The organism is Ligilactobacillus equi DSM 15833 = JCM 10991 (assembly GCF_001435735.1).
In the GTDB taxonomy this organism is placed as follows: domain Bacteria; phylum Bacillota; class Bacilli; order Lactobacillales; family Lactobacillaceae; genus Ligilactobacillus; species Ligilactobacillus equi.
Genome location: NZ_AZFH01000102.1, coordinates 23,156 through 37,765, shown reverse-complemented (window position 1 = coordinate 37,765; position 14,610 = coordinate 23,156). Strand labels below are relative to the sequence as shown.

At 40.8% G+C, this 14,610-nt stretch carries 12 protein-coding genes and 1 pseudogene; 9 read left to right on the top strand and 4 right to left on the bottom strand.

Features of this window, described 5'->3' with window-relative positions:
- The first annotated feature begins 631 nt into the window (after positions 1–631).
- From brnQ to FC36_RS11900, 7 genes and pseudogenes are all read left to right on the top strand, one after another.
- A pseudogene (gene brnQ, locus FC36_RS07080) lies at positions 632–2,002 on the top strand (branched-chain amino acid transport system II carrier protein).
- Positions 2,003–2,030: 28 nt separating this feature from the next.
- Positions 2,031–3,077 (top strand): choloylglycine hydrolase family protein, encoded by a 1,047-nt coding sequence (locus FC36_RS07075; RefSeq protein ID WP_235805811.1) that lies wholly within the window; start codon positions 2,031–2,033, stop codon positions 3,075–3,077.
- Positions 3,077–3,535, top strand: a complete 459-nt coding sequence (locus FC36_RS07070) for a hypothetical protein (RefSeq protein WP_025020695.1) — start codon at positions 3,077–3,079, stop codon at positions 3,533–3,535. Before FC36_RS07075 ends, FC36_RS07070 begins: the two co-directional genes overlap by 1 nt.
- A 214-nt stretch (positions 3,536–3,749) precedes the next feature.
- Positions 3,750–4,358: a metallophosphoesterase family protein gene (locus tag FC36_RS07065; protein ID WP_025020694.1), complete on the top strand. Its 609-nt coding sequence runs from the start codon at positions 3,750–3,752 to the stop codon at positions 4,356–4,358.
- 61 nt (positions 4,359–4,419) lie between these two features.
- On the top strand, positions 4,420–5,079 hold the full coding sequence (locus tag FC36_RS07060) for a class A sortase (protein ID WP_025020693.1): 660 nt from the start codon (positions 4,420–4,422) through the stop codon (positions 5,077–5,079).
- A gap of 428 nt (positions 5,080–5,507) precedes the next feature.
- Positions 5,508–6,383 (top strand): aldose 1-epimerase family protein, encoded by an 876-nt coding sequence (locus FC36_RS11905; RefSeq protein ID WP_023859392.1) that lies wholly within the window; start codon positions 5,508–5,510, stop codon positions 6,381–6,383.
- A 12-nt stretch (positions 6,384–6,395) separates the two neighbouring features.
- Positions 6,396–7,754 (top strand): threonine/serine exporter family protein, encoded by a 1,359-nt coding sequence (locus FC36_RS11900; RefSeq protein WP_056986801.1) that lies wholly within the window; start codon positions 6,396–6,398, stop codon positions 7,752–7,754.
- 375 nt (positions 7,755–8,129) lie between these two features.
- On the opposite strand, the gene FC36_RS07045 is transcribed toward FC36_RS11900, so the two are convergent.
- The 4 genes from FC36_RS07045 to thrC form a co-directional block, all read right to left on the bottom strand.
- Entirely contained in the window at positions 8,130–9,032 is a 903-nt protein-coding gene (locus tag FC36_RS07045; protein ID WP_056986800.1) for a cation diffusion facilitator family transporter, read from the bottom strand.
- A gap of 101 nt (positions 9,033–9,133) precedes the next feature.
- Positions 9,134–9,469 (bottom strand): hypothetical protein, encoded by a 336-nt coding sequence (locus FC36_RS07040; RefSeq protein ID WP_023859395.1) that lies wholly within the window; start codon positions 9,467–9,469, stop codon positions 9,134–9,136.
- Positions 9,470–9,526: 57 nt separating this feature from the next.
- The gene (locus tag FC36_RS07035) at positions 9,527–10,441 is read right to left on the bottom strand and encodes an RluA family pseudouridine synthase (RefSeq protein WP_023859396.1); all 915 of its coding nucleotides are present in this window, start codon (positions 10,439–10,441) and stop codon (positions 9,527–9,529) included.
- 143 nt (positions 10,442–10,584) lie between these two features.
- Positions 10,585–12,078: a threonine synthase gene (gene thrC, locus FC36_RS07030; protein ID WP_025020692.1), complete on the bottom strand. Its 1,494-nt coding sequence runs from the start codon at positions 12,076–12,078 to the stop codon at positions 10,585–10,587.
- Between the two features lie 161 nt (positions 12,079–12,239).
- On the opposite strand from thrC, the gene FC36_RS07025 reads away from it, so the two are divergent.
- Both FC36_RS07025 and thrB read left to right on the top strand, forming a co-directional pair.
- The gene (locus tag FC36_RS07025; RefSeq protein ID WP_025020691.1) at positions 12,240–13,520 is read left to right on the top strand and encodes a homoserine dehydrogenase; all 1,281 of its coding nucleotides are present in this window, start codon (positions 12,240–12,242) and stop codon (positions 13,518–13,520) included.
- Positions 13,521–13,528: 8 nt separating this feature from the next.
- Complete coding sequence (gene thrB, locus FC36_RS07020; RefSeq protein WP_025020690.1) at positions 13,529–14,407, top strand: homoserine kinase; 879 nt, start codon at positions 13,529–13,531, stop codon at positions 14,405–14,407.
- Positions 14,408–14,610 lie beyond the last annotated feature (203 nt).

The window sequence follows — 14,610 nt, the reverse complement described above, 5'->3', positions numbered from 1 at the left end:
TTGCCTAAACGTCTTTTAGTATCATGGCAGTATCTGACTGCCAGTGCTAGAAGCTCAGTACTTCAGTACCGAGTTCATTCACATGCAAAAGCGGTGTGCCACGCTAACTGGATCACCGCTTTTCCCCATAAAAATAAAACGTTCAATAAGTGCTGAACACAAAAACTAATAATACTTGTTTTTAGTTTAATTGAAAAAGATGTCCTTGTCTAGGGGAATTTCTAGAATTTATGATATATTGATTAAAAAAATATGTTGACTTTAATTAAAATGTGATTTATATTAAGAACATCTTAGAAAAACAAAAACACATGGATGAGAAGAGTAGTTCTGGGAAAGCTTGACAGAAAGTCTCGGTGGATGAGAAGAGATAAGTGGTAGCAGAATGAAGGTAATCTCTGAGTGGTCGATGCGACGCAGATGCGAAGTTTCGAAAGGGTTCGCCCTTTATCGCGACAACGTCTTGCCAAATAGGCAGTACGGGGTAAGGCTTGCTTGGCGACAGGCAAGTAAAACAAGGTGGTAACACGCATCTGCGTCCTTGCTGGAGAAATCCAGCGAGGACTTTTTTGTTAATCGGGATTAGCGCTAATCTCCTAATTCAAGCGGTAAGAGAAGAAGGAGAAAAAATATGAAAACAAGTAAACTAAATTTTAAACACTATTTGATGTTGTCCTCATTGATTTTTGGAATGTTCTTCGGGGCTGGGAACCTGATTTTCCCAGTACACTTGGGGCAATTAGCAGGTGTGCACTGGTTTAGTGCCGCACTCGGCTTCTTATTTTCTGGGATTTTGCTCCCATTAGGTGCCCTCTTAGCCTTAGCGATTACGCGGGCCGAAGGAATCTTTGACTTAGCACGACCTTTAGGGAAGGGCCTAGCTTTAACTTTCTTAATCTTAGTACACGCCACTTTAGGGCCATTTTTCGCTACCCCAAGAACGGCAACTGTGCCTTTCTCTATGTTCGCTAGCCACTTCGCGCCCAGTATGCAAGGTCTAGCCTTGTTGATTTATTCCGGAATTTTCTTTGGGATTGTCTACTTTATGTCCCTTAAGGAAGGAAAAATCACTGAAAGAATTGGGAAATTATTGAATCCTATCTTCTTGATTTTATTATTCGTGATTTTCTTATTTGCTTTTATTAAGCCAATGGGATCTGCAGATACTACTAAGGCTAGTGAAGCTTACTTGACTGCTTCTTTCACTAATGGTTTCTTAGAAGGTTATAACACCATGGATGCTTTAGCGGCCTTGGCGTTCGGGATTACGGTGGTAACAGCTATTAAGTCCTGGGGAATTAAGAGTGCTAAAGAGACTTCAATTTCCATGGCTAAGGCCGGAGTGGTTGGGATGGCTGGGATTGCCATCATCTACTTAATTTCGATTTTCCTAGGGGCTACGAGTTTACATCACTTTGCTTTATCTGAAAATGGGGGGACGGCCTTCGCCCAAATTGCTAACTTCTACATGGGACCTATCGGAGAAGCTTTATTAGCGACCCTTTCAACCATTACTTGTATGTCAACGGCTATGGGGTTGGTAATCGCCTTTGCTCAAGATTTTCACAAACGTTTCCCGTAAATTTCTTATAAGATTTTCTTAACTGTTAACTGTGGGATTTCCTTTGTTTTTGCTAACCTTGGTTTAAACCAAATCATTGCTTGGTCAACTCCAGTTTTAATGTTTTTGTACCCTATTGCCATTGCCTTGATTTTCTTAGGTATAACTTCACCTTTATTTCAAAATGATGCTACAACTTACAGATTAACAGTTTTCTTTGCTTTTATTCCCGCTATTTTTGATATGCTTAACGCTAGTCCAGCGGTGATTAGTCAAACTACCTTAGCCAAGACGCTGACAGCTTTTGCGGGACAATATTTCCCCTTCTTCAATCTAGGTTTTGGTTGGTTCACCTTTGGAATTTGTGGTTACTTTTTAGGATTAGTGGCTCACTTTATTAAGGCCAAAACTGGTAATCAGAATTTTGAAATGGAAGAATAATTTACGCAGCTCCCAGGAGGGGGCTTTTTTGCGCAAGAAACTTGTAACTTTCGAGGTAAGCGCTTATCATAAAAGAAAAAGATTGGGAGGCGATGGCATGTGTACTAGTGTGAGTATTACAGCTAAAAATGGTTATCAAGTACTTGGGCGGACCATGGATTGGGATGACTTATATGTCTTGCCAATATATGTGCCCGCCGGTTTTCAATGGCATTCGAAGTTTGATGGTCGACAATATCAGAATAAATATGCCCTAGTAGGGGGTGGTTTTCAGGACCAAGATTACGTCGATATTAGTGATGGGGTCAATGAATGTGGCCTCATGGCGCAAAAATTAACTTTTACTAACGGTGCAAACTTGGTAGATGAAAAAGATGCCCGTAAGGTCCAATTAGAAGCCTTTGAATTTGTCCACTATGTCCTAGGTAATTTTGCCTCAATTGCGGAAATTGAAGCTCATTTAAGTCAAATTGAACTAATGAGTAATGCAAATAGCAACCATAAAAATGGGGGAGCTGAACTCCACTTTAGTTTAACGGATTTGACGGGGCGGACCGTGGTAATCGAACCAAGTACAAACCCGCTCAAGGTGATTGATAATCCTATGGGAATTGTGACCAATATGCCTAACTTTGAACGGCAGTTGGCCAAATTGGAAGATTATATGGAATTTAGTGACGACTTTAAGACGGGCCACATTAAGCCCGGGACTTTCCATGTGACGACTGGTAAACTTGGAGGAAAAAAATCACCGCTAGGTGGCTTTTCTCCCAGTCAACGATTTGTACGAGCAGCCTATGTCAAAGAATTAGCAGATCAACCTACAAATGAAAGTCAGGCATTATCTTTAACATTTGGGGTATTGGATACAGTTACAGTTCCGAAAAGTATGGCTCATCGGCCTACTTACACTGTTTACCGGGCAGCGACTTCTGCACAAGACCTGACTTATTACTATCAAGCTGCTGACCAAGCTCAGGTTAGTAGTTTGCGCCTAACGCCGGAATTGATGCAAACTAAAGAAGTTAGAGTTTTTACTAGTGCTAATATCTGGCAAGCGAAGGAGTTGAATTGATGACAGCATTAATGTTAGCAGGGAAAGAAATTATTCTTGAAGAAATTGCGGAGTATAAGCTTATCCAGGAATATGTTGTTTATGGGCTGGAAGAAAAGGTAATTTCTTCGACCTATGTTGGTGATCCAGAAGCGAGTTTTTGGCAAAAATTGAAGCATAGTATTTTTTCCACGCAAAACTATATTTTCGAAAAAGAAAAAAGTTACTTCTTCGATGGTTATTATGGTCAAGCGCCGAAGTATGTCCGTGATGGGGATTGGAAGTATGATGCGATTAGTTTTGCAGTACCTTGTTTATTAATTAAGACGAAGGCAGGGGCTTTGATTAAATTTCACGACTTAAGCCCTGTAGACTTAAATCAAGACCAAATCCGTCAGGCTAATCCGGAGCAGTCAACGGATGTGTCGGCTTTACTAAGGCAATTAGAGGTGGCTTTAGCAATAAAAAAACCGTCCTAAGCGGGCGGTTAGTGCTTATTTAGCAGCTTGTTCCTTAGCGGCATCTAAAGCTTTGATGATGCTAGGATTTTTTAAGTGGCAATCCCGGATTAATTCCAAGTCTTCCTTGCTTAATTCAACGGTGTACTTAGTCATAATAAACGTCCTTTCTTTGAGGATAGTCTTACTGTAAAACCAATTGCCAGAAATTTCAAGTTAATTAAGGAGATTTTTAATGATTTATGTAACTTCAGATACCCACTTTTTTGACCAACACTTATTGGGGCGGACGAATTTTGCCGACCGACCATTTCTCAATGCCTATGATATGAATGAGAAAATTATTGCGCATTGGAACGAAGTCGTTGCTCCGGAAGATACGGTTTATCATTTAGGCGACATCGCGGTGCATTTTGTGCGGCCTGAAAGTCAGTCCCATCAAGATATTTACGAACTTTTGCAACGTTTAAATGGTAATCTTGTCTTAATTAAAGGAAATCATGATAACCGTGCGCTCTTTAAGTATTTGGCTAAGCACAATTATCAGGTAAATGGTCGCGATAAGTTTCGTTTTGAAGATGTGGGAGCCTTAATCAAGTATAACCACCGGCAATACTATTTGACACATTATCCAATGATGCTCGGAATTGTACCTAATATTATTAATTTGCATGGTCATATTCATCATTATTCGGTTCATACTAAGGAAAATATCAATGTTGGGGTTGATTCGGCGGACTTTGATTATCTTTTAGAAAAACCTAAGTTTGGTCAACCGCTAAATCTGACAATTGTAGAACAAATTATTATGGCTAAGCGGGATGACTTTTTAAAGATGCGTTGACCTTGTTTGCTTCCCAAAAGTAATCTATACTAAAAATATACTAAAGAAAAGAGGAAGCTTAGTGAAAAAGGGACTGAATATTTTAAGAATTGTCGTCGCAACTATCTTATTGGTGGCGGGACTCTATTTGATTTTTAACAAGCAGATTACCTATGCTTTGATTAATCATAGTCAGAAAACAGAATTAAGTAAAAAAATCGAAGGTAGCAAACATAGTAGTCAAGCAGATTTTGATTTTGAAAATGTTAAATCTTTAGACAACCAAACTACGGTGAAGAGTTTATCTGATGATGCGGCCGTAATTGGTAAAATTGCTATCCCGGATTTGAAAATTAAACTTCCAATTTATGAAGGTTTAAGCAATTATGGTTTGGCCAAAGGCGCTGGAACTATGAAGGCGGGCGAACAAATGGGCGAAGGAAATTATTCCTTAGCTGGTCACCATATGGACGATATTAATGTTTTATTTGGTCAACTGGAAAATGCCAAGCCGGGAATGAAGGTTTACTTAACCGATGGTAAAAAGGTTTACATCTATAAGATTACCGAAAAAAAGATTATCACTAAGTATGAAGTTAATTACTTAGACGACGTTCCCGACCAAAAGCTTTTAACCTTGATTACTTGCGCTGAAGGTGGGAAGACTCGCTATATGGTGCGTGGTGTTTTAGAAAAGACAATGAAGCTTACAGGAAAAACGGAACATAAGTTATTTTTGTAAAAACTAAGAAAATAGCGCAATTTCTTTGCAAAAAAGTCACAATTATTTTCTAAAATAAAGTTACTCCTTGAAAGTCAATGGTAAGTTTTGCAACCGAAAACAATCTTGATTTCATAAGGATTTTAAAGGAAATTTAATTGCTTTAAGGTAATTTTTTTGATAGGATAAGACTAACAAATGAGAAAGGGCTGATTTTATGGCAGAAGCATTGATTTACACTTTAACAATTGCTGGACTCTTATGGGTGATTCAACCTGTATTCAAGCCCGCACCGGTACGCGTGAAGAACCGTGAAGATGATTACAAGTAAGGAAACGAAACTAAGTCAGGAGCAGTCCTGGCTTTTTGTTTTTAATTTTTGACTTTTTGCTTTTCTTAAATAGGCGTATAATTTTAGGAGAATTAGGTTGTATGATAGGAGAGAGAAAATGTTAGTAACCTTACATAATGCGGACTTGACTGTTCAAATTTCAACACATGGGGCAGAGTTAACCTCGATTAAAGGCCAGAATAATCAAATAGAATATCTCTGGCAAGCCGATGCGAAATATTGGGGGCGCCATGCGCCGGTATTATTTCCGTTTGTGGGGCGTCTCAAAGATGATACCTACACTTACCAAGGCCATAGCTATCACCAAGGGCAACATGGTTTTGCTCGGGATCAAGAGTTTGAAGTGACTGCTCAAAGTGAAACGAAAGCGCTTTTTACTTTAACCAGTTCGGACCAAAGTCACCAAATTTATCCCTTTGATTTTAGGTTACGTCTTAGTTATGAGTTGAAGGGGGCCACGATTTTAGTGGGTTACCAAGTTGACAATCCGGCCACAACAGACATGCTATTTGCCTTGGGAGCACATCCTGCCTTTAACATACCTTTAACGGCGCAAGATAATTTTGAAACCACCATGTTCAAGGTTGATCCTGCGCAGGAATACGCTCAAATTAAGTTACGAGGCCCTTATAGTGATCCTGAAAACCAGACAACTTTAGATTTAAAGCAAGCTCTAGGTTTAAATCATAATTTATTTGACCAAGATGCTTTAATTTTGAATTTACAGGGTCAAGAAGTAACTTTAAGTTTAGAAGGTCCCTCAGGTCATGGAGTGGCTCTTAAACTGCAGGAAACACCTTTTGTAGGAATCTGGTCACCATATCCAACCCAAGCACCATTTGTCTGTCTTGAACCTTGGTGGGGATTAGCCGACACCATTACAAGTGATCAGGCATTGAGTCATAAGTTTGCCATCAATAAGTTAACTGGGAATAGTAGTTGGCAAGCAGGCTTCGAAATGAGTTTCTATTAGAGGTGGAGCAAAATGGAAAAAAGTGAGACAGAAAATCAACATAATTTAGGACCTAACACCCAACACCACCATATGTCCATTGCTTGGCAAGAATACATCGGTGATGATGCTAAAGTGCCGGCGGATTACACTTCGTTAAAAAAACGGGCCGGAATTATTGGGCGGATTGGTTTGATGATGCTATCTTGTGGGACTGGGGCTTGGCGTGTGCGTGATTCTATGGACACGATTGCGCGGGTTCTAGGCGTAACATGTTCAGCGGATATCGGTCTATTATCTATTTCCTACACTTGCGTAGAGGGGGAACACAGTTTTAGTCAGACGCTTTCCCTACCTTCAACCGGGGTGAATACAGATAAGCTCGAAGTTTTAGAACGCTATGTTAAAAAGTTTGAGGTCAAGGGTGCTTCATGGAGCCTTGAAAAAATTACCCATGATTTAGATAAAATTAATGCCAAGCCTGGTAATTATACATCCGTTCAATCTGGGCTAGCCTCCGCTTTAGCTTGTGGTGCCTTTACCTTTTTACTGGGTGGAGGACTGTTTGATATTATTTGTGCTTTCATTGGGGCGGGATTTGGGCAATGGTTACGCAAAAAACTTAGCGGGCGGAAATTGACGTTGTTAGTATCCTTGATTGCGGCAGTTTCTTTTGCTTGTTTTATGTATTTTATTTCTTTTGAAGCTATTCAATATTTTTTCAATTTACATTTGAAACGAGAAGCGGGCTACATTGGTTCCATGCTCTTTGTAATTCCGGGATTTCCTTTCATTACGAGTGGTTTGGATATTTTTAAATCCGATATGCGTTCCGGGCTTGAAAGATTAGTTCATGCGCTAACTATCATTATAGTTGCGACGGTTACAGGTTGGTTGGTGGCCTTGTTGTTAAATTTCAAGCCTCAAAATTTTGCTGCCCAAAATCTTGATGCTATTTCCTTATTGCTTCTGCGTTTAGTGGCGAGTTTTTGTGGGGTCTATGGTTTCTCAGTTCTCTTTAATTCTACTAAACGCGTAGCTTTAACGGCTGGTTTGGTAGGGGCTGTGGCCAACACCTTGCGTTTAGAATTGGTAGATTTCACTAGTGTTCCTCCGGCTTTTGCGGCCTTTTTAGGAGCTTTAGTAGCAGGATTTTTATCTTTCCGGTTACAAAGTAAGTACGGTTATCCGCGGATTGCCTTAACGGTTCCGGCAATTGTAATTATGGTACCAGGTCTCTATCTTTACCGAGCTATTTATAATATCGGGTTGACTTCCATTGGCGTTGGTTCTTATTGGTTAACGCAAGCGTTGTTGATTGTTTTGGCTTTGCCGTTAGGCTTAGCTATTGCTCGGGTGCTCACTGACACTAAATGGCGACATTGCGACTAGACAAGTATGAAACTTTCAGAAATTTTTTGCTGAAAGTTTCTTTTTTTATGGAAAGAAGCCTAGATTTTCCCCTAATAAAGTAACCTTTTTTGAAATGGAAACGTTTTTTAGATGAATTCACAAAAAATTCACAATTAATTCATATAAAATTCACAATTAGTTTGTAGTATATACACATACCTTAACAAAAGAAACTTTTTTCATAATACTTTTTCCCCTAAAAGAAGTATATAAAGTCCTAGCACCCCTAGGCTAGGCATTTGATTAGTGATTTTCCCTGAATCCTAATCACAGACACCGAAGTTTTCCCTGAACTTCGGTGTTTTTTAGTGTGTTAAAACTTGTCTAGCACAAAAAAACAGCCTTTTAGAGCTGTTAATAAGGATTCTTACTATCAAAAAGGTCTTCATTTAAACCACGCTGGTATTCCGCTTGAATAGTGGTGTGACTGATGTGGTATTTGGTTTGCAAAAGTCTTTCGATTTGACTGTAAATAACTTCGGCCTGACTGAGTTGGCAGTTACTTAAGTTAATATGGGCCGAAAAGATGATGTCGTGCTCGTCAATCATCCAAGCGTGAATATGATGAATAGAAGTTACATTGGGGATTTGGAGGATATCAGCCTTAATGGCCGCATAATCTAAGTCCGGGGCGGCCTCCATTAGAATTATGAGGGTCTTTTTAATGATAGGCCATGCTTCCCAGATGATGTAGCCAGAGACCAAAATGGTTAATAAGGGATCAATCCAGTCAGCTGGGATAAAAGTGAGGACTAAACCGACACCAATCACAGCGAGGGAGGAGAGGGCATCACTCAAGATGTGGAGATAGGTGGCTTTGATATTTAGATTGTGTTTGCTGGAACTGGCCAAAAGCAAGGCAGAAATCAGATTGGCCAGCAGTCCGATAATGGCTACAGTCAGCATTACAGGACCGTCAATGGTTTCGGGATGACCTAATCGTTTGAGAGCTGCAAAGCTTAAAAAGACTGACATAACGACTAAGAAGAGAGAGTTGAGTAAAGCAGCGAGAATTTCGGCTCGCTTATAGCCGTAAGTTTGGGAAGGTGAACGCTTTTGTCCAGCAATAAGTTGGGCGCTGTAACTCAAAATAATGGCAAAGCTGTCTCCAAAGTTATGGAAGGCATCGGAAAGTAGGGCCAAACTTCCTGATAAGAGGCCTCCGATAATTTCAGCTAGCGTAATGGCAAGATTAAGCAGAGTTACGAGAGTAAAGCGTTGCTTACTGAGTTTGATATCGTGTTGATGATTGTGCATAATAAATTCCTCCCCGAACTAATTTCAAGTCAAGCATAAGCAAAATTGTCCTTAAAAACAAGAGGAAATTAGAAAAAAGAGACCTAAAAAATTAGGTCTCTTTAGTGAGCGCTGGCACCAGAGACGGCATCAAGGCTAACTCCTTCATGAGGGATAAAGTGGTATTTGATGTCATTATTTTCTAGTTCTAGGCGTAAATCAAAATCATTTAAAATCCAGGTATCATTTTCTAAAATTTGGAAACTCACTCCCACTGCGGTTTCAACTACGACCCCGTCTTCAGTGACAGGTTGACTTTTGATACCAAGATAGTAATTAGGGAAAATTGTGGGAATTCCTCCATAAATTTTGGGATAGATGCGGATGTTACCCCCGTTAGTGAAGCCGAATTCTTTTTTGAACCATAAAGCCGCATCCGGCATTACTTCTAAAGTCATATAAAAACCTCGCTTATATCTTGATACTTCTTATTATAAATTTGAAAACCGCTTTCATCAATCTTTATGCCCAGATTGATATAAAAGCTCAGTTAAATTAAGTTGGTTCAAATTTGGAAAGTAGGTGGTAAAGTAGGCTGGTGGTGGGGCGACAATAGTTTCGGTTGTAAAACTAAAAGGTAAGACTAGTTTTTGTTGTAAGCCGTGTAAAAGTAAGTGTTTAGCCTGGTCTTGACCATAGAGAGGGTCACCGACAATCGGATGGCCGCTGGCTTGGAGATGGACGCGTAGTTGGTGGGTGCGGCCGGTTTCCAAAGTGAGGTAGACCAGGCTATAAGCTGTGTTTTGGTCAAGGACGCGGTAATAGCTCCGGGCGCTTTGAGCCTGGAGACCGTTGATAGCCCGTAGGTTAGGATTTTGTGGGTTAAGCCCAATCGGTTGATCAAAAAATCCTTGTGTTTGTGTAAAGTGACCATGGACGATGGCTAGGTAGCGTCGTTTGATGGCTCCTTGGGCAATTAATTGGTTTAAAACTGGAACAACAACCGGATTTTTAGCTACTAGCATGGCTCCGGAGGTTTCTTGATCTAAACGATGGACCATATAAGCTTGTCCTAATTGGGCACTGAGGTAGTTCATGACGGTACCTAATTCTTGGGCTTGATTGGGGTGGCTTTTAATTCCTGCTGGCTTGTTAATTACGACTAAATCTCGATTCTCGAATAAAATTTCTAACCGCTGGCTGCTATCTGGGAGGTAGTACTGTAAGCTGCGAAACTCCTGGCCTGTAAATTTCAGTGAAACCATTGTGCCTTTGCGAACCAAGGTTTTCAGATGATGGTAATGTCCGTCAAGCAGGACATTTTGTTGCTTACTTAAACCATAAATATAACGTTTGGGTAAGCGCCATTGGTCTTTGAGTAAGACCTTTAATTCCAAATCGGCGGGGCTTTTTTCTTGGATAATCCACATATTATTTCCTTTCCATTACTGGGTTAATCTTTCTTAATTTTACATGAATCGTCCCATATTTTTAAGACCGTGAGGTCTTTTTTTATTGCGCTTTAACATATATGAAAACCCCAGCAATCAGAGCGAAAGGGCTGGGGTTTGGATTAGTTAACTTTTAAAATTTGGCGCACCATTTCCTCCATGTCCTGTGGATCACAAGTGAGGTGATGGCGAATAGGAGCTTCAAATAAAGTAGCCACGGTTGGTGGCAATGGGGTTTGAAGCTTAGCTTGCAACTCGGTCACTGCTTCGAGACCTTCAGCGTGCTGAGAATCCGTTTCTAGGGCTTCAAGTACTGCTTGCGGGAATTTATAAGGACTAGCGGTGGAAACAATCACCATAGGGCTTAAATCGCCACTTGCCTTTTGATAGTTTTTGGCCACCGCCGAAGCAACTGCAGTATGCGGATCAAGGATGTAGTCGTCTAGAGTGGCTACTCGTTTAATTTCCGTTGCAGTTTGTACTTCATCGGCAAAGCCAGCCGCAAAATCACCTAGATTTTGGAAAACTTCAGAATCTAATTGGTAGTGACCAACTTGGCTAAGTTGGTCCATGAGCGCTGCAGTTTTGGTTGCATCTTCTCCGGTAATGTAGAAGAGTAGGCGTTCGAGGTTGCTAGAAACCAAAATATCCATGGAAGGTGAGCTTGTCACATAGAAAGGACGTTGGCGGTCGTAACGTCCACTATTAAAGAAGTCGGTTAAGACCTTGTTTTTATTAGAAGCACAAATGAGTTTCTTGATTGGTAAACCAAGTTTTTTAGCAAAATACCCGGCTAAGATGTCTCCGAAATTCCCGGTTGGGACTGAGAAATTAATTTTTTGACCTAATGTAATTTTACCATCGCGTAAAAGTTGGCCGTAAGCGGCGAAATAGTAGATTATTTGGGGGAAGAGACGCCCAATATTAATCGAGTTAGCCGAAGAAAAGGCTAAATGATGAGCCGCGAGATCTTGCGCTAAAATTTGGTTATTAAAGAGTTCTTTGACCTTGGTTTGAGCGTGGTCGAAGTTCCCATTAATTCCAACTACATAGGTGTTTTCGCCAGTTTGGGTCAACATTTGCTTTTCTTGGACGCTAGAAACTCCATCGCGAGGATAAAAAACGATAATCTTGGTACCTGCAACATCAGCGAAGCCAGCCATGGCAGCTTTTCCCGTATCACCGGAAGTGGCGGTCAAAATCACAATATCTTGGTCGTGTTGATTTTTTTGGGCGGCAGTGGTCATCAAGTGTGGTAAAAGCTGGAGGGCTAAGTCTTTAAAGGCGATGGTTGGCCCATGGAAGAGTTCGAGGTAGGCATTGCCTGCTTGATAGCTTAAAGGAGTAATGGCTGGGTCCGTAAAGTTAGTACTATAGGCAGCTGTGACACAAGCCTCTAATTCTGCGGTCGTATAGTCGGTGAAGAAGGCTTGTAAAATGTGTAGAGCCAGTTCTTGATATGAGAATTTGCTTAAATCTGCTAATTCAAAATCAAGTTTGGGAATTTCGGTGGGGACAAAGAGACCGCCGTCAGGACTTAATCCTTGTAAAACTGCTTGTGAAGCGGTATAAGTCTTACCTTGTGGGTCGCGCGTAGAACGATATAAGAGAGTCATAAAATTTCCTCCTTTAAAAATAAAAACCGATAATTTTAGCTTTAGAATATCAAAAAATTCGTTTTTAGTCAGTAAAAAATAAGAATTTTTTTAAAAAAATCTCAAAATGAAAAGGTTATATGTTAGAATTAGCTTAAAAAGAAACGAAGGAGTTGGTTCTCGTGGAAAAAATTAAGATTGGGATTCTCGGACTAGGTACAGTTGGTAGTGGAGTTGTCCGAATGCTGACCGAACACGCTGGCAAAATTACTTCCATTGTTGGTCGTCAATTAGAAGTTAAAACAGTTGTTGTCCATGATTTGAATAAGCAACGCTCCGTAGATTTGACGGGGGTCAAGGTTTCAAATGATCCTTTTGAAATTATCAATGATTCTGAAATTCAAATGATGGTAGAAGTCATGGGAACCATTGACCAGGCCAAAGATTATATTGAAGCCGCTTTGAGGGCCGGTAAGCATGTGGTGACTGCAAACAAGGATTTGATTGCCTTGCACGGACCTAGTTTAGTTGCTTTAGCTCGTGAAAAAGGTTGCGATCTTTTCTACGAAGCTAGTGTGGCCGGTGGGATTCCAATTTTACGGACGATTGTCAACTCCTTTGCGGCGGATAGAATTGTTGAAGTGAAGGGGATTGTCAATGGAACAACTAACTTCATCATGACGCAAATGAACCAAAATGGTTTAGACTACGCTACGGCCTTGGCTCAAGCCCAAGAAAGAGGTTTTGCTGAAGCAGACCCAACTAATGATGTTGAAGGAATTGATGCTGCCTACAAGATGGTGATTTTAACGCAATTTGCCTTCGGGATGGATATTAAACTAGCCGATATTTACGTTGAAGGGATTTCTAAGGTACATGCAGCCGACATTGCGGAAGCCAAACGTCTAGGTTACCAAATTAAGCTTCTAGGTCGGGCTAAGCTCATTGATGGTAGTATCGATGTAACGGTAGCGCCAGTTTTAGTCCCACAAACCCAACCTTTAGCTAATGTTGCTAATGAAAATAATGCTGTCTTTGTTACGGGAGCGGCTGTGGGCGAAACCATGTTTTATGGTCCTGGTGCTGGGGAATTACCAACAGCTAACAGTGTCTTGAGTGACATTATCACTGTTAGCAAGAATATCAATATGGGAACTACAGGAACGCGTTTTAATGAATATCAAACTCCAATTCAAAAGGCGACCGATGATCAAGTCGTAGACCCATATTATCTCGCTTTAGAGGTGGCAGATCGTCCGGGACAAATGCTCAAATTAACGGAAATTATGACCGAAAATCAAGCTTCTTTTAATTTATTAACACAAACAGAATTACCTGATCAAAGAGCACGAATTATGTTAGTGACTCATGAAATGTCACGGCAACAATTAAAGAGGATTAAAGTGGCCCTTCAAGAAGTAGCTGACCTGGAAATTAAGGCAGCTTATAAAGTTTTAAACTAGGTGATGCTATGACACAAACAATTTTAGTTCCGGCTACTAGTGCCAATCTAGGTCCAGGTTTTGATTCCTTAGGTATTGCTGTTGCCCTTTACCTTAAAGTCGAAATTGGTGTCGCTACGGATACTTGGCAGGTTATCCATCCTTTTGGTGCTACGGTTCCTAGCGATGCCAGTAATTTAATTGTAAAAACAGCTCTCGAAGTTGACCCTAGTATAAAACCACACCAAATTAAGGTCAATTCAGAAATTCCTTTGGCACGTGGTTTAGGTTCGTCTTCGTCAGCAATTGTCGCAGGTTTGATACTAGCCGATGTTTTAGGAGAACATGGTTGGTCTTCCAAAGAGTTACTGGAAATGGCGACCCGCATCGAGGGGCATCCAGATAATGTCGCGCCAGCAATTTATGGTGATTTAACAGTTTCGACGACTGTGGCTAATCAGGTTACGTCAATTAAGTTACCATTTCCTGATGCTGATTTAGTAGCTTTTATTCCTAACTATGAATTACTGACCAGTGAAAGTCGGGCAGTTTTACCGGAAGCATTAGCCTACCGCCAAGCAGTTGTGGCCGGGAGTATTGGTAATACTTTAGTGGCGGCCTTGGCTCGGGGTGATTTGGCTCAAGCCGCGCCTTTGCTGGAAGGTGATTGCTATCATGAACCTTACCGCTCCAAATTGGTGCCAGAATTAGCACCTCTAAGGGATTTTGCCCATGCCAATGATGCAGTCGTGTATTTAAGTGGGGCAGGTCCAACCTTGATGATGGTTGCTCCAACTCAAACTGGTCCGAAATTAGCTACCCAAGCGCAAAAGCTGGGGTTTAACGGTGAGTTCGTGGCCCTCGAAATCGATCGTCAAGGCGCCCGTTTAATTTCGGAAACAAACTGATGTTTCACGTGAAACATTAATAACCCCCCAGGAAACTGGGGGGATTTTTGTTATGTGGCTAAAACGATGCTAAGTAAAGAGAATACAGATAAGATAACCACAGATGGCAGGTAGTGGGGCCTCGACTTCGAAGTCACCGCCAGGCCGAGTTTTACGAGTAAGTGTTCTAATGCAACTTTGCATGTTAATTAAGTTTCCTTTTT